Source organism: Pseudomonas sp. R3-57 (assembly GCF_051132065.1).
GTDB lineage: Bacteria > Pseudomonadota > Gammaproteobacteria > Pseudomonadales > Pseudomonadaceae > Aquipseudomonas.
Window position 1 is genome coordinate 2,401,172 of sequence record NZ_CP071655.1, and the last position, 16,560, is coordinate 2,417,731.

Sequence of the window (16,560 nt, forward strand, 5' to 3'; positions counted from 1 at the left end):
CGATGAAGAAGCTTGTTATTGCTTTGTGCGCGCTTTTTGTCTGCGGTTGCCAGTCCACTAATCCGCTTTCGGCCAAAAACGATCCCAAATCCGAGTGGTGGGAGTTGGCCTTTACAGAGCCTGATTACATGAAAGTCTGGGTGGAAGACAGCTCCGTACTCGACATCAAAGGTAGAGTCTTTTTCAGAACCGGAGCCGGCACCGCGGCCGGTGGAGAGCCTGAAGATGGAACAGAGTCTGCGCGTGGTTGGACGGGCGTGGGTGGCAGTGGAAGACAGGTAATAGGTGCCGATCTGCCGTTGCTTATCTATGTTCGCTGGCAATCGATCGTCGAACAAAAAACCTGGCAGGCGTGGGTGGATATTCCGGAAGAAGCCAGGCGAATAATGGTGGCGTCCACAAGCCAACGTTGCGCGGAGAGGCCCGACAGAACCGCACGCTACATGGCTTCAGTTTATCTAGGTCTTGCTCCTGGCGGTGTGGTGCAAGTTTGGGTTAGAGATTCCTGCCACCATCCAATCAAAGTGGCCAAAGCTCGGGCAGAAATCGAGCCAATGGGGCCGAGTCAGGGTAAAACCCATGGGCGATACGCGTATCCCGTCAGCGAAAAGTCCAAGCGGTATATCGAGAAATTTGGCATTCCGTACGGGAGTTGGTAGGCGTCAGCAATCCGCAGGCTTGCTGCGCTTGCATTGCCTGTACCTTGAGCCATCACTTTCGACGCCCGTGGCTTCTCCGTTTGTTGACTGGCTGCTTACGGCCAGAAGCGGACGTTCGCAACCGACCGCTAGCGGCGATAAGCAGTACATGACTCCTTTCGCTTAAGATCCATAGGATCACCCGAAGATATTTCTTAGCTGTTAAATAGGATCCCCTAGACCTTAGGTCTGATGGACTTCTAGGCACGCTCACGCGCTAGCGAGAGTCCCTAATCGAAAAACATGGCAAGGTTACATTTCATCAGCTTTACTGCACAAATACTCAAAAAACACCTTCGATGTTCTTCAGTGCCATAGCACACTCAAGATGACTGTAGAAGTGAGTTTTATCATCAAAATTCGGAGGTTGCTGTCGAGGGGGACCTATTATGGGAATTCATCGGCGACACTTCAGGGGGCGAAAATGGAAACGTTCCACAATCCAGACAGGTTTATGTCCGACTTGCGTCAAGTATTGTCACAGGGAAGAAAGCGTATTGGAATTCTTGTAGGCGCAGGAGCGCCGCTTGCAATTCGCGTTAACGAGAGAAATGAAATAGATCCCGATGGTAAGTCGCTAATTCCTGGCGTCGAAGCACTTACGCAACAAGCAACTTCTGGGCTGACAGAAACTCAGGCTGGGGCGGTTGACGCTATAAGAAAGAGCTTGGGTGCGACCGCCAACATCGAGTCAATTCTTTCGCGTATTCGTTTATTAGAACAGGCGCTGGGAGAGACGCTAGTTCAGGACCTAGACTCAGTCGGATACCAAAATCTCGGGAAAACAATATGTAAAAATATTGGAAAAATTGTTGGCGTTTCTTTGCCTAAGCAACGTAATGCCTATTCCGATTTGATCGCATGGATTACGGGGACTGTGCGATCTAATTCTGTAGAGATATTTACCACGAACTATGATTTTCTTTTCGAAGAAGCATTTGAACGGGTCAGAAGCCCTTATTTTGACGGCTTTTCGGGAGGCAGCAAGCCTTTCTTCGACCCCGTTTCGGTTGCCGGAGATGACTTACCTGCTCGATGGGCAAAACTCTGGAAGATGCATGGTTCCCTTGGCTGGGCTTTGGAAGACGGAGCAATTGTACGCGGGCATGGGCGCGAGGCCACCGAGTTGGTCTATCCTGATCACTTGAAGTATGACCTGACTCAAAAACAGCCCTACTCAGCCCTTTTTGAAAGGCTTAAAAGTTTCTTGCTCACACCAGATTCTTTATTGCTGGGAATTGGATTTTCTTTTAGAGATGCGCATATTTGTGCAGTACTTGATGAAAGTCTGGCGATGAATGCTAACTCGGCTGTATTGGCCTTTCAATATCAGACTTTAGATAAGGAAGAGCCTGTCGTTAAGCTAGCAAGCGACAGGCCAAACTTGAGTGTTTACGCGGCTGATGGCGCTGTAATAGGTGGTGTTCCTGGAAAGTGGCGTCCGGGAGAGCTTCCCAAAAACTGGGGAAATATTCGTGAAAGCTTCTGGGCACCGCGGTGGCCTAAAGAACCAGCCTCATTCCTATTGGGAGACTTTGCTGCTTTCGCTCGATTCTGCGCTCTAGCACAAGCCAATGATTTGATAACAAAGTCTTTGCAAAGAGACGAACCCAGTCAGGCTGAGAGTATCAGTGGAAATGGATCTGATGTAGAGGAAAAGCAAAATGAGCGGTAATGACCCTACCTATTTAGGAGTTGTTAGTGCTGTTTCAGGAGCCACGCTAACTGTAAAGCTAGCGGAGTCACTAGATTCGGGCTTCGCCGTTATCAAAGGCCATACATATCGAGTTGGCCAGGTTGGGAGTTTTGTTAGAATTCCTCAAGGCTATCAGGACTTATTCGGTATCGTTTCCGAAGTTGGTGCTACCGCTGCACCAATTCAGTCAGAAATTTCAAGTATCGACTCGGGTAGATGGATGACTGTTCAACTTGCTGGTGAAACAGTTGGCGGCCAATTTGAAAGAGGTCTAAGTCAGCATCCGAATATAAACGATTCTGTACACTTGGTTACCGAATCCGATCTAAGAAGAATATATGGTTCAATAGGCGAAGACCAAGTGGTTATAGGTCACCTTGCAAGTGCTGAAAATATTGAGGTGCGTCTATCGCTGGATGCGCTTGTGACACGGCACTCCGCAATACTAGGTTCAACGGGAGCGGGAAAATCTACAACTGTTGCAAGTCTCCTACGGTCCATCATTCGGAAAGATGAAAAAGAGGGGTCCCCAGGCGCTCGTATTCTCATGATCGATATACATGGGGAGTACACGCAGGCGCTTGAGGATGTGGCGAGGGTATTTAGCACTACTCCTAGTCCTGGGCAGGAGCCATTGTTTGTTCCTTACTGGGCTTTGGAGGCAGGCGAGCTTTTAGATTTTGTGACGGGAGGCCTATCCGATACCCACGAAATTGCCTTCACAGATAAAATTGCAGAATTGAAAGAAAAAGGAATTATTTCGTATCCAAAAGCAGGTATCGATTCAAAAATACTTACCGTAGATAGCCCTGTTCCATTCAGTTTGAAGCAGCTATGGTATGAACTGATCAACTTTGAAACAACCACCTTTCTCGGAGCAAATCGTGATGAGCCTGCGCTTGAAGAAGAAGGCGACGCAGACGCGCTGATTGCACCAAAATACCAACCTCATGCTATGGGCACTAGAGGCCCCTTCACTAATTCCGCAGCCAAGGGTATCCGCAGACCATTGAATCTACTCAGATCCCGAATGCTAGATCGACGTTATGATTTTTTGCTTCATCCCGGAGACTGGGAGCCAGAACTATCGGGAGAGGTGAAAAACGATCTGGACGAACTTCTTAAAGGATGGCTTGGCCATGATAAACAAATCACGATATTAGATTTGTCTGGCGTTCCCAGTACAGTGCTCACGCGGCTTATTGGCTCCATTCTTCGTATCGTTTATGAGGCGCTGTTTTGGAGTCGAGAAAAGTCAGAAGGTGGAGTAGAACGGCCACTCCTCGTCGTTATGGAGGAGGCTCATCGCTACCTCGGGCCGGATGCGGGGACAGTGGCCTCTGAAGTAGTGAAGCGTATCGCGAAGGAAGGACGTAAATACGGGGTAGGTGCCATGGTGGTTTCTCAACGACCGGCAGAAGTTGATGAAACAGTGCTGTCGCAGTGCGGCACAATTATCGCGCTAAGGCTTTCCAATCCCGTAGATCGCGGACGCGTGAAGGGGACTTTACCGGACAATCTAGCCGGATTGATGGACTTGTTACCAGTGTTGAGAACTGGTGAAGCTATAATAACCGGCGAAGCTGCCCGCCTCCCAGTTCGCTGCCGCATTGCTTTGCCTCGTCAAGAGCATTTACCTAGGAGTAACGATCCTAAGGTAACTCTAGCGTGGTCGCGGCGGCGATCAGCGGAAGGATACGACCGTGTGGTTGCTTCCTGGCGAAGCCAACAGACTAATGCGGTTATCCGACAACTTGGAATCACACGTACACCTGTCGAAGACGACAATGAGGAGAGCTGAAATGGATCGCGATGCCGTATCTTCGTCGAATATTTTGTCAGCAGGCTATGACCTTGAGAGTGAAACGTTGGAAATTGAATTTTTGGGAGGGGCTGTTTATCAGTATTACAATGTGAGCGAGCATCTTTATGAGCAATTCAAATTAGCTCCTTCAAAAGGTCAATTCTTCCATATGTACATAAAGAATGCGGTGCCATTTTCGAGAGTCTAATGAGTTAACTCAAACAAAAATTAAAGGACTGCCGTCAACCGGAGACCTGTTTTCTATGATTGGCCGTGAATGTGCGAAAAAAGCCTTTGTCGTTGGACTGCAGAGGCGTAAGTAGTAATTTCTAGACTATTCTCTCAGCAGGGATGAAGTTAAGTTGGCTTTCAATGTCGCTCACGAGCGTAACCATTCCAGAAAATTACTGCAGAAAAGGGGACAGATTTATTTTTCGAGAAATAAATTTGCCCCCTTTCTTATTCTTTTTTATTTATCTCCTCTTTTCTTCGTTCAGTTTTCGTGCGTCCGCCGGAGACTGAGCGATGTTTTTTGTAAATCTACTTCATGCTAAGAGCACTTACGATCTCACGAAGAAACTCTAGTTTAAAGTTATTATTTCGAACGCGACGAATAATTTTAAGGTTTTTAATGTCGTACTTAGGGTCGTCGCTTGTTATTTTTTCAACAAGTAAAATGGTGTAGGGGTTTTGAAACTTCTTTTCTAGTTTAGGCAAGAAATCATCTGTCATATTTTTTGCGCTTGCTTTGGCCTCGACTATTACGACCTGATCTCCTTGAGTAATGACAAAATCCGCCAATTCGTCCTCGCGCACTTTAATTTTGCCATTGCTTTGAACCAGTTCTTTTAGCGATGATCGAATGAAGTTCTCAAGCTGCAACTCTGACTCAACAGCGTCCTTAATTACCTCGGGATTAAGAGAGTCAACTTTTATCCGTTGTTTTTTTCCATTTTCGAGAGCAAACTCGATAACTCGATACCGGCTCTTCGCTCTTTTCGCAAAAAATAATGAAGAGAAATAACCAGTAATTGCAGCTGTAGTGCCTGCTAATAATGCGAATAGTAGCTGCAACATTATAAGCGCTCCTTGACTGCGGTCATAATCAGGCTCGCTAGATACGCTAGGACACCTATAATTAAAGGTAGGCCGACTCCGTAATTGTAGACCATGTATGAGTGTTCTGCGGGATTTTTATTAGCGATCACGCAGCAAGTTCCCCAAGCCCCAAAAGCGACCATTATCATCAGCCAAGTGAATCCAATAAAATTGCTGTCAATCTTCTTGATTGTAATATGGCCAACCACGCCCTCAAGTTGAAGTCCGGAAATTTCTTTTGGCTTGGTTAATGGAGCTAGAAAACATAGTGCAGCAGAAGCCAAAGTCGGACCAATAAAGTCTGACGTGTCAATATTTATCACTGCACGAATTCCTAATTCAAACAGGATTAGAATTACAGGAAAGCCGTACGTAATTATTAAGTACATCTGAAACTTCCGCCCTTTGCGAACCGTCCATTTTTATGTTTTTCCACTACTTTTGCCTAAACCATCCCCTACACGAGTGGGCTGTGTTCAGCCTGCCAGAAGATAGCGTAACCTCATTAAGTTTCCTACCTCTTTCCTCCATTTAGACTGCTGCTCATAGGTCTACAAAATAACGTGAAAACTTAGTGCGACTATCGAGTGTATTGGCAGGTCAAAAAACGGACCTTAGGGGGTAGCCGCTTCTGGCCTACAGCGGTCGCTTGCCGAGGTCCGCTTCTGGCCGAAAGCTGCCTTCCGTGACGGGAGTGTCATAAATTTTGTGTTCGGGCATAACATGTCGCAGAGGTGCATGTATGCCAACCAAAAAGAAACCGGCCCGAGAGGCCCAGCGTGACCTTCCTTCCGTTCCCGAAGAGCTGATCGACCAGTTCGTCAGCGGCCCGATGAGCGCCGTCGCTATTCAGGACGCCGCGATGGCGTTCAAGAAGGCGCTGATCGAGCGAGCCCTTGGCGCCGAGCTGGGGCACCACCTTGGTTATCCTCAGGGCGCGGAGCGTCCCGAGGATTCGAGTAATCAGCGTAACGGCAAGAGCGGCAAGACCGTGCTGACCGATGACGGCCCGTTGGGTCTGGATATTCCCAGAGACCGTGACGGCAGTTTTTCTCCGATTTTGATCCCCAAGCACGAGCGGCGTTTTACAGGCTTCGACGACAAAATCATCGCCATGTATGCCCGTGGCATGTGCGTTCGTGAGATTCGTGCTTTCCTCTCGGAACAGTACGGCACAGACGTTTCCCATGACTTCATCAGCTCCGTTACCGATGCGGTTCTAGAGGAAGTCAGTACTTGGCAACAACGCCCGCTTGAGCCTATGTATCCGGTCATTTTCTTCGATGCTCTATGGGTCAAGATCCGTGACGAAGGCGTGGTTCGCAACAAAGCGATTCACTTGGCGCTGGGCGTACTTCCGGACGGCACCCGCGACATTCTGGGCATCTGGATTGAGAACACAGAGGGCGCCAAGTTCTGGATGAAAGTCTTCAACGACCTCAAAACCCGAGGTGTCGAAGATGTTCTGATTGCAGTAACAGACGGGCTCAAAGGCATGCCTGAAGCTTTGGCCGCAGTGTTTCCTCAGGCAGCGTTGCAGACATGCATCGTTCACCTGATCCGCAACAGCCTTGATTACGCGTCATGGGACAAGCGTCGCGAACTGGCCAAAGCCCTGAAACCGATTTATCAAGCACTCAACGCAGACGTCGCCGAGCAGGCTCTGGATGCCTTCGAGTCAGGCCCCTGGGGCAAGCAATATCCAACGGTGGTTGCAGCTTGGCGACGCGCTTGGGATCGAGTTATCCCGTTCTTTGTGTTCCCGCCAGCCATACGAAAGGTGATCTACACCACCAATGCCATCGAGAGCATCAACTCGCAGCTGCGCAAAATCATCAAGACAAGAGGTCACTTTCCAACCGACGAAGCCGCGACGAAACTGATCTGGCTGGCACTGCAAAACATCACCGCCAACTGGGGCAGCGCCGCCCATGACTGGAAAAGCGCCATGAATCAGTTTGCGGTTTTATACGGAGACCGATTCATCAGGCCGAACTGGTGAAATGAAGGCTTGCCTAACGGCAGGCCATTACCGGCCCGCACACAAAAACTCTGACACTCTCTCCGTGACTCGAAGCTATTGGCCGAAACAGCCTCGTCGTGATTAAGCATCCATCAATAACTGCCAATTTTATTGACCCATCCACGCCACCCTCAACCAACCAAATCAAAAGCCCCACTCCCCAAAACCTCCCCATTAACCATCACCCAAACCCCATGCCGTCCCACAAAATGCTTCCGCGTCGTAAAGTCCCTAATCACCTGCCTCCGCCTAACCACCTCACTCCCAAACCCTGCCAATTCCACCATCTTCAACTTAAAAACTTTCCGCGAAAACCCGCCATTCGCCTTCACATAGTCAATCGCATAATCAATCACCAACCGCTGCCCAACCGGCACAGTGGATCTCACTGAAAACGACAACGTAATCGCATCCCCCAACCGCACCACCGCCGGCTCAACCCGCACATTCAGCAATTCCACCTCAGCCTTCGCCCCCGCACCAATCACCGTCAGGGCGCGCGTATCTCCCTGCTTGATCAAACTGCGCAACGCATGCTTCGCAATCCATCCCGTGTGCTTGTTCTCCAGCGACCAACCTTCAATCGTGTCCAATACCCACTGCGGATGCACCTTCGTCACATCATTCAAATGATTCGCCACGGATTTGCGCACGTACAAATTCTCATCTGCCTTCAACCGCTCGAGTATCCCGGCGGTCAATTGCGGATTTGCTTGGATGGGTTCCAGTCGAAACGACCACGGCAGGCGAGGGCGGCTGCCTTCGCTGGCGAGGCGGCGGATGTGGTGGTTTTCGTCGTGGGCCCAGTCGTGCATGTGTTCCAGGGTGCGTTCGAGGTCGCTGCGCAGGAAGTGGCGGATGGCGAATTCGGAGGAGCCGAAAGTGGTGAAGTATTTCAGCGCGTTCATCGATGTATCGAACGCGTGCCCGCCATAGCTCGCGACATAGTGCGGCAGGCACATGCTGACGAAGCCGCTGTTCAATCGCGGGGCGAGTTCGAACAGCGTTTCGAGGGAGTTTTCGTAATCCAGCGGCAGCACGGCATGCAGGCTTTCGCTGACACGCGCCATGCGTTGCATCACCGATAATTCTGCGAGGCCGTGCTGGGCATGTTCAAGAAACGCCTTGGCGTTGAATGCCGGGTACACGGCGCTCATCTCGCTGGCGATGTGTTGCAGGCGTTCGGTGTTGAAGATTTCCTTTAGCGCCGGAGCGGCGGTGTCGGGCGCACTCATGCTCAGGTCATCGGCGTGCTGACGAACGCTTCAAAGGTTTCGGCGTACGCGGTGTATTGGGCGATGTGCGGGTAGCGGCTGGCGTCGATTTGATCGGGGACGACAAGGTCGGTGAAACTCCAGGCCACGGCGAGGCTGATCCCGGTTTGGGTGAGAGCGCCGTCGGTGGGCAAGGGGTGTTTTTCCAGTTCCTGTTCGAGGGCGGTGAAGGCGGCGGCGAGTTGGCTTTCGACGCGTTCGACCCACGGCTGGTATTGAATGTCGGCGGGGCGCAGGTTGCGTTCGTAATACAGCTGCACGGCTTTTTCGCAGGCGGCGAGGCTTAGGCCGATCAGGCGCAGGGCGTGGGCGCGCTGGCTCAGTTCGCTCGGCAGCAGGGTTTTGCCGGAGCGGGCTTCGAGGTAGTCGAGGATCAGCGTTGAGTCCATCAGCACGACGCCGTCGTCGAGGATCAGCGTCGGGGCTTTGACCACCGAGTTGATTTGCTGGAATTGGTCGAAGTGGCGGAACACCGAGACCGACTCGTGTTCCAGGTCGATGCCCAGGCATTTGGCGGAGATCGCCACGCGGCGCACGTAAGGGGAGTCGAGCATGCCGATCAGTTTCATGACGCGTTCCTTCAAGTCGAACCGGTGGGGTAGGCATAACCTAGCCGAGGTGGCGGCAATTGTCAGTCATCGAATCCGGCTTGTTCATGAATCTCTTCAACGTTCAGCCCCAACCGATACGCCACCGCGACAAACAGCGCCTGACACAAACACAGCGTCGCACTCAGCGAGCGAAAGGCCAGGGCGCTGCCTTCGTTGACCAGCAGCACGCTGTTGGCCTGTTTGACCAGCGGCGAGAGGTGGCTGTCGGTGAGGATCAGGGTGTTGGCCTGTTGCTCGCGGGCGAAGCGCAGGCAGTGCTGGGTTTCCTTGGCGTAGGGGACGAAGCTGATGGCGATGACCAGATCATCCGCGCGCACGCTGCGCATCTGCTCGCGATAGCTGCCGCCAAGTCCGGACACCAGATGGATGCGTTTCTGCGTGTGTTGCAGGTTGTAGACGAGGTAGTCGGCGACGGCGAAGGAGCGGCGTACACCGACGACATAAATATTGTCCGCGTTAACGATGAGGTCGACGGCTGTGGCGAACGCCGCGTCGTCGAGTTCGCGGCCCAGGCGTTTGATGCCCGAGCGCGTCGCATCGATGCATTCGCGGGCGAGGTCGCCGTCGCTGGCATTGCGTGAGGGGCTGGCGATCAGGCTACGGATGCGTTGCTGGTAGTTTTGCGCGGGCGAGGCTTTGTGTGTGTAGGCGCTGCGGAACAACGCCTGCATTTCGCTGAAGCCGCTGAAACCGAAGCGTTGCGAGAAGCGCACGATGGCGGAGGGTTGCACTTCGCATTCGCGGGCGATGTCGCTGATGCGGTCGACCATGATCCGTTCGCTTTGCTGGCTGATGTAGCTGGCAATGCGTCTGAGCTGGCGCGGCAGGCTGTCGTATTGCTCGGTGATCAGGTGCAGCAAAAGCTCGGCGTTGATCGGGGGGCTGGCGAGGGCTACCTCGGCGGTGGCCGGCAGATCGGGGCGGGGCATACGTCGTCCTTCAGGCTGTTTGAGCACAGGTTGCGCCTGATAGTAGTGGGGCTTGGCGCGCTCTGCTGTGCTGAAACGATGCACTGCGCGCAGAAAATTCATCGAGCAGGCGCGGCGTAGTTAGCCGTTTGTCTTCTATATACAGCCGCTCGACTGAATTTCTTGCTATAAACGCACTCCGATGGCCGTATGAAGCCTGTGTCAGAGCAGTTTCCGGGCGTTGTCGGACAAATTCCCAGTATTTACAGTTGCTGAGGCCTCGATCGGGCCTTAGACTGCCGCCCCTTCGTAAATTGAGTGCCGGGTGGCGTTTGCAATAAACGATGCCTTTTCGACGACCGGACACGGCTCGCCGAAACGCTCCCTAATTCGCCTTAATGCACGTTTTTTTATAGAGATATCAATGACAAAGGACAAGTTGCTGGCGATGCCGGCAGATGACTACATGAATGCAGAGCAACACGCTTTCTTCACTGAGCTGTTGCAGAACATGAAAGTCGAAACCCACGAGCGCATTGAGCAAAACCGTATCGCCATCGAAAGCCTGGACACCCCGGCTGACCCGGCGGATGCGGCTTCGGTTGAAGAAGAGCGCACCTGGCTGGTCAACGCGATCGATCGCGACCAGCGCATGCTGCCACAACTGGAACAAGCCCTTGAGCGTATCAAGGACGACAGCTTCGGCTGGTGCGACGACAGCGGCGAGCCTATCGGCCTGAAACGCCTGCTGATCAGTCCGACCACCAAGTACTGCATCGAAGCTCAGGAACGTCACGAGCAGATCGACAAGCACCAGCGTCAGGCCTGATTTTCCGGCGCTGTGATCGCGGGCAAGTCCGCCCCATCAGGTTCGAATCGAACCGGTGGGCGCCGGGCTTGCCCGCGAAGCTTTTTATCGCCTGCAACATTTGCTCCGCGTTTGCATTGACCTGCCACAGACCTCACGACTAACGGACCATGGATAATGGCGTTGTAGTGGCGTTTAATGCAGTCACAACAATGAGAACAGGCGTGGGGTGATGATATGACGAGAGACGGATCTCTGGTTGCGGCGCTGCCTGCACCAGTGCAATTAGCAAAAAACCGCTGGATCGCACCGACCCTGCAAAGCATCGCCCTGATGCTGTTATTGGCTGGCACGACTCTGGCCGAATGGTCGCTGTACATCGGCTTGCCGCTGGCAGTGCTGATTGTCTGGCTGCCGCGCCTGCGCAGCCGTGCTGTTGCCGATTTGCTGCCAAGCGACAACCGCAGCGCGATTTCCGAACTCACTCGCGATCTTTCCTACACCACCAGCCATAACGCGCTGTCAGCGGCCGGCGTGGCGTTTTCGGTCAAAGAGCTGGCGAGCAAGCTCGAATCGCAACTCGACGCGGCGGCGCAGATCGTCAGCAATGCCGAGGTGATGATTGCCACCGAACAGGCCACGTCGCAACTCAGCCGCGCAGCGCTGGAAGCCGCCAGTCAGGCGCACCACAGCAGCGCGGCGGGGCGCACGGAGCTGGTGGATTCGATTGCGCGCATGCATCAACTCAGTGAGCGCGCCAACGCCAGCCGGGAACTGATCGAAGCCCTGAGCCTGCGCAGCGATGACATTCAGCGCGTCACGCTGGTGATCCAGTCGATTGCCAGCCAGACCAATCTGCTCGCGTTGAACGCGGCGATTGAGGCGGCGCGGGCCGGTGAGCATGGTCGCGGGTTTGCCGTGGTGGCGGATGAAGTGCGTGGTCTGGCGGCGCGCACGGCGTCGGCGACCGGCGAAGTTGGCGAAATGGTCGCCGATATTCAGCAGCGTACGGCTCAGGTGGTTGAGCAGATTCGCCAGCTCTCCAGCGATCTGCAAACCGGCGTCGAGCAGGTCGAGCACACTGGCGAGCATCTGGAAAACATTGCCCGATTGGCGGCCGGGGTGGAAAGCCAAGTCGGCGAAATCGCCCACGGTGCACAGACCAATCGCGAGCAACTCGACAGCTTGTTCATAGCGATCGAGCAGATGCGCAGCGACCTGGCGATCAGCGATCAACAGACTCGGCGCCTGGCTGAAGCAGCGGTACAGATGGAAGGGCAGGCGGAAACCATCAGCGAGCGTCTGGCCGAAGTCGGGCTGGATGACTATCACCAGCGCGTCTACGATCTCGCCCGTGAAGGCGCGAGCCAGATTGCCGCGCGTTTCGAGGCGGATGTCGAGCAGGGCAAGATCAGCTTGGAAGATCTGTTCGACCGCCAGTACCAGCCAATCCCGAATACCCAACCGGCAAAATTTCACAGCCGTTTCGACCGTTACACCGATCAGGTGCTGCCGGCGATTCAGGAGCCATTGTTGCCACGTCACGAAGGGCTGGTGTTCGCCATCGCCTGCACGCCGCAGGGTTATGTGCCGACGCACAATCAGCAGTTCAGTCAGCCACTGACGGGCGATGCGCAGGTCGACGCCATCACTAACCGCACCAAACGCAAATTCGCCGACCGCACCGGGATTCGTTGCGGCAGTCATCAACAACCGGTGCTATTGCAAACGTATACGCGCGACACAGGTGAGCTGATGCACGACCTCTCGGTGCCGATCATGGTCAAGGGCCGGCATTGGGGCGGGCTGCGTCTGGGGTATAAGCCTGAGCGTCCGCGCTGAGCGATTGTTACGGCTGACGCAATGAATCTGTGCACGGGCGTTGCTGTTTCCGCTCGACCGAAACCCTTAATCTGCAAACTTGTTAGGTTGCTAATGATTTCGGGAGGGCTGCATGCAATGCAGAATCGATGTGGCGGTGATGGTCGGCAGTGGCGTGCCGGCCGGTTTGCGCGCGATGGGGCGCAGTGTGTGCTGGGTGGTGTTGCTCAACGGCGAGCGGCGTGGGACGGCGTTTGCCAGCCGCGACGAGGCTGAGGCGTGCAAGGCTGCCTGGCTCGATCAACTCAACTTCGAGCCGGGCGACCTTCTGCACTGATTGCATTTATTTACCGCGATGCAGGCGCACGTTCAGCTCATCGACAATCGGCGCTTCTTCACCGTCTGCACGTAGCCATTCCTTGAGTAATTGCGCTTGTTGCGGCGTCCAGAAATCAGCATCAATAAGCTTGGTGTCCGGGTCCAGCGGGTGTGCTTCGACGAAATCGTTGATTGACGCCTCGTCCGACGGCAAGCCCAGCTGTTCAAAAAGGGTGGTCAGGTTAAGCTCGGTTGGCAGTTCCATCGTCTACTCCTGGTTCGGTGCCGGTGCGGCGTGTTCGTTTACTCCCCTTATCAGAGGCGGCAGCTGGCGCGGAGTTCGATTTGTGTTTCAAGGGCGCGGGCGAGGGCGCAAGCTTCGTTGTGATCGCCGCGGAAACCTCTGACAAGGCCGGTTGATGTTTCTTTTATATGAAAGAACGCGTTTCCGGCGGGGACGACCTGATAGCGCAGTTGCGGGTGGTTGTTAGAAGTTGTCGGCAGATCGTTCAGGTGATTGACCTGCATGATCAGCGGTGCGCTGATTCGGGCCTCAGCCGATACGGCGAAATGAGTCAGAGTGCACATATGAAGTCCTTTTCATCAGTCGGCCGGGAATTAGCGGCCGTTTCGGGTAGTCGGAATGAGCATCGCTGCTCTAGAATCGCCAGTGCCTGTTGACGACAGGGCTTATCTAAAGCAATTTTTCGCCAGCGATATGTCGGAAAAGTGCTTTTTTTCGTGAGAATTTTCCTTAAGGTTTGTAGTCAGTCTGCTTGCGCCATCAGTAAGGATTTTTCCTTCGACCTGTGGCGACTTTGGGACGGGTCTCGCGGGTGACAATCCAGTAGTCTTACCAACCTCGCGTTGAACGAGCGCTCTGCTCGAATCGGATTTCAGTTGAGTTTTGGCAGCTTCATCGGCCTGGACGTTTTTTGCCGTGCGCGTTTTCCGTGTGCGATTTTTCAGATGTGGGGATGTTTCCTTGGCAGTCAGTAATCTCGATATGCATGCTTTGTTCGTGTTGGGTGATTTGCGCGCAAAGCTGGTCAAACTTTTCCAATCGCGTTTTGTTTACATCACCGAGCAAAACGCCGAAGGCATTTACGTTGCCGAGATCGACACCGAAAGTGCTTTGGTCGTTGACGACAAACCCGGCCTCAAGCTCAAGGTCGGCGATCATTTCAGTGCATCGGTCTTGCCCAGCCGTGAAGGCGGCAAGATGGATATCCGCTTCCGTGAAATCAAACTGACGGTGTATGGCCTGGGCGATTACGCCTTCGTCGAGACCGCTGACGGCCATGCGATCCTGTTCAAGGAAGGTCACAGCGTGGTGACCGTGTTCGCCGCTCATCAACAGTTGCAGGAAGGCCTGACCAAGACGCTCAAAGCCGTCACGGCCAAAGCGGCCAAGTGGCGCAAGGGTGAACTCGTGACCTTCAAGGCCAGCGAGTGAGCCGCGCGGATTTCCATTTGCAACACCTCGAAGCCGCACGCGAAGAGGCCCGACGTTTGTTCGCTGCAAAAACCGATCTGCAAGGCGCATGGCTCAACTGGCTGGCGGCGCAGCTCTATGCCTTGCGCCCCGCGGAATACGCCGCCATGGTCAGACGCGAGCTGCAAAGCTTGCAGGAAAAGTCTGAAACCTGACCTCGTCGCGGCGCACGCCCGGAAAAAGCAGGAACCTCGGCTACAGTGAGTTGACTGAGTATTCAGCGGCTTGCGGTCTTCTCTCAGGCCAACGGCCATGGCTGTGAACAGCACGAGGTGTAATGCATGAACGGATTTCGACGGTTACTGGCCGCCAGCGTGGCCACCTTCGGTTTGCTGGTGTCAGCGCAATCGGTCTCGGCGGCGCAAGCGCCGATCCATTTCGCCGACCTGAACTGGGAAAGTGGCAGCCTGATCACCGATGTCCTGCGGGTCATCGTCGAGAAGGGCTATGGATTACCGACCGACACGTTGCCGGGGACCACCATTACGCTGGAAACCGCACTCGCCAACAATGACATTCAAGTCATCGGCGAGGAGTGGGCCGGGCGCAGTCCGGTGTGGGTCAAGGCCGAGGCCGAGGGCAAAGTGGTCAGTCTGGGCGATACGGTCAAAGGCGCCACCGAAGGCTGGTGGGTGCCGGAATACGTGATCAAGGGCGACCCGGCCAAGGGCATCAAGCCGATGGCTGCGGATTTGCGCAGTGTCAGCGACCTGAAAAAGTACAAGGACGTGTTCAAGGACCCGGAAAACCCCAGCAAGGGGCGCTTCCTTAACAGCCCGATCGGCTGGACCTCGGAAGTGGTCAACAAGCAGAAGTTGACGGCTTACGGCCTGCAGGACGATTACACCAATTTCCGCAGTGGTTCAGGGGCCGCGCTGGATGCCGAGATCAGCTCGTCGATCCGTCGCGGCAAGCCCGTACTGTTTTATTACTGGTCGCCAACCCCGCTGCTCGGCAAGTACAAGCTGGTGCAGCTGGAAGAACCCCCGTTCGACGCCGAAGCCTGGAAGACCCTGACTGACGCCGACAACCCCAATCCAAAACCAACCCGCTCGCTGGCCTCGAAGCTGTCGATCGGCGTGTCTACGCCGTTCCAGAAGCAATATCCGCAGATCGCTGAATTCTTCAGCAAGGTGGATTTTCCCATCGAGCCGCTGAACAAAGCGCTGGCGGAGATGAGCGAGAAGCACACCGCGCCACGGGAGGCGGCGGTTGCGTTCATGAAGGCACATCCTGATGTGTGGCAGGCATGGTTGCCGAAAGATGTGGCAGAGAAGGTTTCGGCTGATCTGAAATAGTCGTCTCGGCGATTGAGTTCATCGCCAGCAGGCTGGCTCCCACAGGGGATCGCATACCAACTGTGGGAGCCAGCCTGCTGGCGATGTTTTTGAAACCCGGCTCATGCCCCCGCATACCGCCGACCGGTCGTGCATACGAAAAAAATCCGACTACGATGGTTTGTTCAAATCCCTTTCCAAGGATTTCAACCATGACCTTTGTGTTGGCTCAATGGCTGGTGACCGTTTTTGCGTTGATCAGCCTGATGCATGTGTATTGGGCGCTGGGTGGGCAATGGGCGGCGGCCGTGGTGGTGCCGCAGGTGCCGGTGGCCGGTTTTGTCGAGACGCTGCGGCCAGCGTTCAAACCGTCGGGCTGGATCACCTTGCTGGTGGCAGCCGCTCTGTTGCTGATTGCCGTGCTGGTCTGCATGCGTGTCGGCTGGGGCATGCCAGCGGTGCAGCACAAGGCATTGCAATGGGTAATCAGTGCGATTGCCTTGTTGTTGTTTGCCCGGGCGATTGGCGATTCGAATCTGGTCGGGTTTTTCAAGGAAGTGAAGGATTCGCGCTTTGCCCGGCTGGATACCTGGGTGTATTCGCCGTTGTGCGCGGTGTTGGGGGCGGGGTTGTTGGCGGTGGCTTGGGTTTGAGGTGAATGAAAGATCGCTATCGCGAGCAGGCTCACTCCTACATTTGAAATGCGTTCCCATGTAGGAGTGAGCCTGC

Annotated in this window: 19 protein-coding genes; 12 read left to right on the forward strand and 7 right to left on the reverse strand. The window is 54.2% G+C overall.

The annotated features are described in order from the left end of the window. Positions 1–2: 2 nt before the first annotated feature. From J3P93_RS10985 to J3P93_RS11000, 4 genes are all read left to right on the forward strand, one after another. Positions 3–659, forward strand: a complete 657-nt coding sequence (locus J3P93_RS10985) for a DUF2931 family protein (protein WP_434597315.1) — start codon at positions 3–5, stop codon at positions 657–659. Positions 660–1,122: 463 nt separating this feature from the next. Next, positions 1,123–2,373 (forward strand): SIR2 family protein, encoded by a 1,251-nt coding sequence (locus J3P93_RS10990; RefSeq protein WP_434597318.1) that lies wholly within the window; start codon positions 1,123–1,125, stop codon positions 2,371–2,373. Next, complete coding sequence (locus tag J3P93_RS10995) at positions 2,363–4,195, forward strand: ATP-binding protein (RefSeq protein ID WP_434597320.1); 1,833 nt, start codon at positions 2,363–2,365, stop codon at positions 4,193–4,195. Before J3P93_RS10990 ends, J3P93_RS10995 begins: the two co-directional genes overlap by 11 nt. Before the next feature lies 1 nt (position 4,196). Then, positions 4,197–4,406, forward strand: a complete 210-nt coding sequence (locus J3P93_RS11000) for a KTSC domain-containing protein (RefSeq protein ID WP_434597322.1) — start codon at positions 4,197–4,199, stop codon at positions 4,404–4,406. Between the two features lie 332 nt (positions 4,407–4,738). Here the strand turns inward: J3P93_RS11000 and J3P93_RS11005 are convergent, their stop codons facing one another. Together J3P93_RS11005 and J3P93_RS11010 are read right to left on the reverse strand one after the other, a co-directional pair. After that, positions 4,739–5,275, reverse strand: a complete 537-nt coding sequence (locus J3P93_RS11005) for a hypothetical protein (RefSeq protein ID WP_434597325.1) — start codon at positions 5,273–5,275, stop codon at positions 4,739–4,741. Next, entirely contained in the window at positions 5,275–5,685 is a 411-nt protein-coding gene (locus J3P93_RS11010) for a hypothetical protein (protein WP_434597328.1), read from the reverse strand. The genes J3P93_RS11005 and J3P93_RS11010 overlap by 1 nt, the downstream gene beginning before the upstream one ends. A 353-nt stretch (positions 5,686–6,038) precedes the next feature. Here J3P93_RS11010 and J3P93_RS11015 point away from each other — a divergent pair, with 353 nt between their 5' ends. Continuing rightward, positions 6,039–7,298, forward strand: coding sequence for an IS256 family transposase (locus tag J3P93_RS11015; protein ID WP_434597331.1), 1,260 nt, complete (start codon positions 6,039–6,041; stop codon positions 7,296–7,298). A 152-nt stretch (positions 7,299–7,450) separates the two neighbouring features. Here J3P93_RS11015 and J3P93_RS11020 read toward each other — a convergent pair whose 3' ends face one another. The 3 genes from J3P93_RS11020 to J3P93_RS11030 all read right to left on the reverse strand — a co-directional run bounded on the left by J3P93_RS11020 (position 7,451) and on the right by J3P93_RS11030 (position 10,133). Further along, a complete protein-coding gene (locus J3P93_RS11020) occupies positions 7,451–8,554 on the reverse strand; it encodes a DNA alkylation repair protein (protein WP_434597333.1) in 1,104 nt (367 codons plus the stop codon). A 2-nt stretch (positions 8,555–8,556) separates the two neighbouring features. Next, positions 8,557–9,162 (reverse strand): glutathione S-transferase, encoded by a 606-nt coding sequence (locus tag J3P93_RS11025; RefSeq protein WP_434597336.1) that lies wholly within the window; start codon positions 9,160–9,162, stop codon positions 8,557–8,559. A gap of 62 nt (positions 9,163–9,224) precedes the next feature. After that, complete coding sequence (locus J3P93_RS11030) at positions 9,225–10,133, reverse strand: MurR/RpiR family transcriptional regulator (protein ID WP_434597338.1); 909 nt, start codon at positions 10,131–10,133, stop codon at positions 9,225–9,227. 403 nt (positions 10,134–10,536) lie between these two features. On the opposite strand from J3P93_RS11030, the gene J3P93_RS11035 reads away from it, so the two are divergent. From J3P93_RS11035 to J3P93_RS11045, 3 genes are all read left to right on the forward strand, one after another. Continuing rightward, positions 10,537–10,941, forward strand: coding sequence for a TraR/DksA family transcriptional regulator (locus J3P93_RS11035; protein ID WP_434597340.1), 405 nt, complete (start codon positions 10,537–10,539; stop codon positions 10,939–10,941). A 597-nt stretch (positions 10,942–11,538) separates the two neighbouring features. Further along, entirely contained in the window at positions 11,539–12,762 is a 1,224-nt protein-coding gene (locus tag J3P93_RS11040) for a methyl-accepting chemotaxis protein (protein WP_434598334.1), read from the forward strand. Between the two features lie 112 nt (positions 12,763–12,874). After that, positions 12,875–13,078 (forward strand): hypothetical protein, encoded by a 204-nt coding sequence (locus J3P93_RS11045; protein WP_434597341.1) that lies wholly within the window; start codon positions 12,875–12,877, stop codon positions 13,076–13,078. Between the two features lie 6 nt (positions 13,079–13,084). On the opposite strand, the gene J3P93_RS11050 is transcribed toward J3P93_RS11045, so the two are convergent. Further along, positions 13,085–13,324 carry a DUF2789 family protein gene (locus J3P93_RS11050; RefSeq protein WP_090284218.1) on the reverse strand — a complete coding sequence of 80 codons (240 nt, stop codon included), beginning with the start codon at positions 13,322–13,324 and terminating at the stop codon, positions 13,085–13,087. Between the two features lie 50 nt (positions 13,325–13,374). Continuing rightward, positions 13,375–13,647, reverse strand: coding sequence for a hypothetical protein (locus J3P93_RS11055; RefSeq protein ID WP_434597343.1), 273 nt, complete (start codon positions 13,645–13,647; stop codon positions 13,375–13,377). Positions 13,648–14,044: 397 nt separating this feature from the next. Here J3P93_RS11055 and J3P93_RS11060 point away from each other — a divergent pair, with 397 nt between their 5' ends. From J3P93_RS11060 to J3P93_RS11075, 4 genes are all read left to right on the forward strand, one after another. Beyond that, positions 14,045–14,515 (forward strand): hypothetical protein, encoded by a 471-nt coding sequence (locus J3P93_RS11060; protein ID WP_038366424.1) that lies wholly within the window; start codon positions 14,045–14,047, stop codon positions 14,513–14,515. Next, positions 14,512–14,709 (forward strand): hypothetical protein, encoded by a 198-nt coding sequence (locus J3P93_RS11065; RefSeq protein WP_434597345.1) that lies wholly within the window; start codon positions 14,512–14,514, stop codon positions 14,707–14,709. The genes J3P93_RS11060 and J3P93_RS11065 overlap by 4 nt, the downstream gene beginning before the upstream one ends. Before the next feature lie 126 nt (positions 14,710–14,835). Next, positions 14,836–15,852, forward strand: a complete 1,017-nt coding sequence (locus tag J3P93_RS11070) for an ABC transporter substrate-binding protein (RefSeq protein WP_434597347.1) — start codon at positions 14,836–14,838, stop codon at positions 15,850–15,852. Positions 15,853–16,043: 191 nt separating this feature from the next. Beyond that, on the forward strand, positions 16,044–16,484 hold the full coding sequence (locus J3P93_RS11075; RefSeq protein ID WP_434597349.1) for a DUF3995 domain-containing protein: 441 nt from the start codon (positions 16,044–16,046) through the stop codon (positions 16,482–16,484). Positions 16,485–16,560: the final 76 nt, after the last annotated feature.

Coding starts and splice junctions, on each gene's coding strand:
- J3P93_RS10985 (WP_434597315.1), top strand. CDS start 3: ATGAAGAAGCTTGTTATTGCTTTGTGCGCGCTTTTTGTCTGCGGTTGC.
- J3P93_RS10990 (WP_434597318.1), top strand. CDS start 1,123: ATGGAAACGTTCCACAATCCAGACAGGTTTATGTCCGACTTGCGTCAA.
- J3P93_RS10995 (WP_434597320.1), top strand. CDS start 2,363: ATGAGCGGTAATGACCCTACCTATTTAGGAGTTGTTAGTGCTGTTTCA.
- J3P93_RS11000 (WP_434597322.1), top strand. CDS start 4,197: ATGGATCGCGATGCCGTATCTTCGTCGAATATTTTGTCAGCAGGCTAT.
- J3P93_RS11005 (WP_434597325.1), bottom strand. CDS start 5,275: ATGTTGCAGCTACTATTCGCATTATTAGCAGGCACTACAGCTGCAATT.
- J3P93_RS11010 (WP_434597328.1), bottom strand. CDS start 5,685: ATGTACTTAATAATTACGTACGGCTTTCCTGTAATTCTAATCCTGTTT.
- J3P93_RS11015 (WP_434597331.1), top strand. CDS start 6,039: ATGCCAACCAAAAAGAAACCGGCCCGAGAGGCCCAGCGTGACCTTCCT.
- J3P93_RS11020 (WP_434597333.1), bottom strand. CDS start 8,554: ATGAGTGCGCCCGACACCGCCGCTCCGGCGCTAAAGGAAATCTTCAAC.
- J3P93_RS11025 (WP_434597336.1), bottom strand. CDS start 9,162: ATGAAACTGATCGGCATGCTCGACTCCCCTTACGTGCGCCGCGTGGCG.
- J3P93_RS11030 (WP_434597338.1), bottom strand. CDS start 10,133: ATGCCCCGCCCCGATCTGCCGGCCACCGCCGAGGTAGCCCTCGCCAGC.
- J3P93_RS11035 (WP_434597340.1), top strand. CDS start 10,537: ATGACAAAGGACAAGTTGCTGGCGATGCCGGCAGATGACTACATGAAT.
- J3P93_RS11040 (WP_434598334.1), top strand. CDS start 11,539: ATGATTGCCACCGAACAGGCCACGTCGCAACTCAGCCGCGCAGCGCTG.
- J3P93_RS11045 (WP_434597341.1), top strand. CDS start 12,875: ATGCAATGCAGAATCGATGTGGCGGTGATGGTCGGCAGTGGCGTGCCG.
- J3P93_RS11050 (WP_090284218.1), bottom strand. CDS start 13,324: ATGGAACTGCCAACCGAGCTTAACCTGACCACCCTTTTTGAACAGCTG.
- J3P93_RS11055 (WP_434597343.1), bottom strand. CDS start 13,647: ATGTGCACTCTGACTCATTTCGCCGTATCGGCTGAGGCCCGAATCAGC.
- J3P93_RS11070 (WP_434597347.1), top strand. CDS start 14,836: ATGAACGGATTTCGACGGTTACTGGCCGCCAGCGTGGCCACCTTCGGT.
- J3P93_RS11075 (WP_434597349.1), top strand. CDS start 16,044: ATGACCTTTGTGTTGGCTCAATGGCTGGTGACCGTTTTTGCGTTGATC.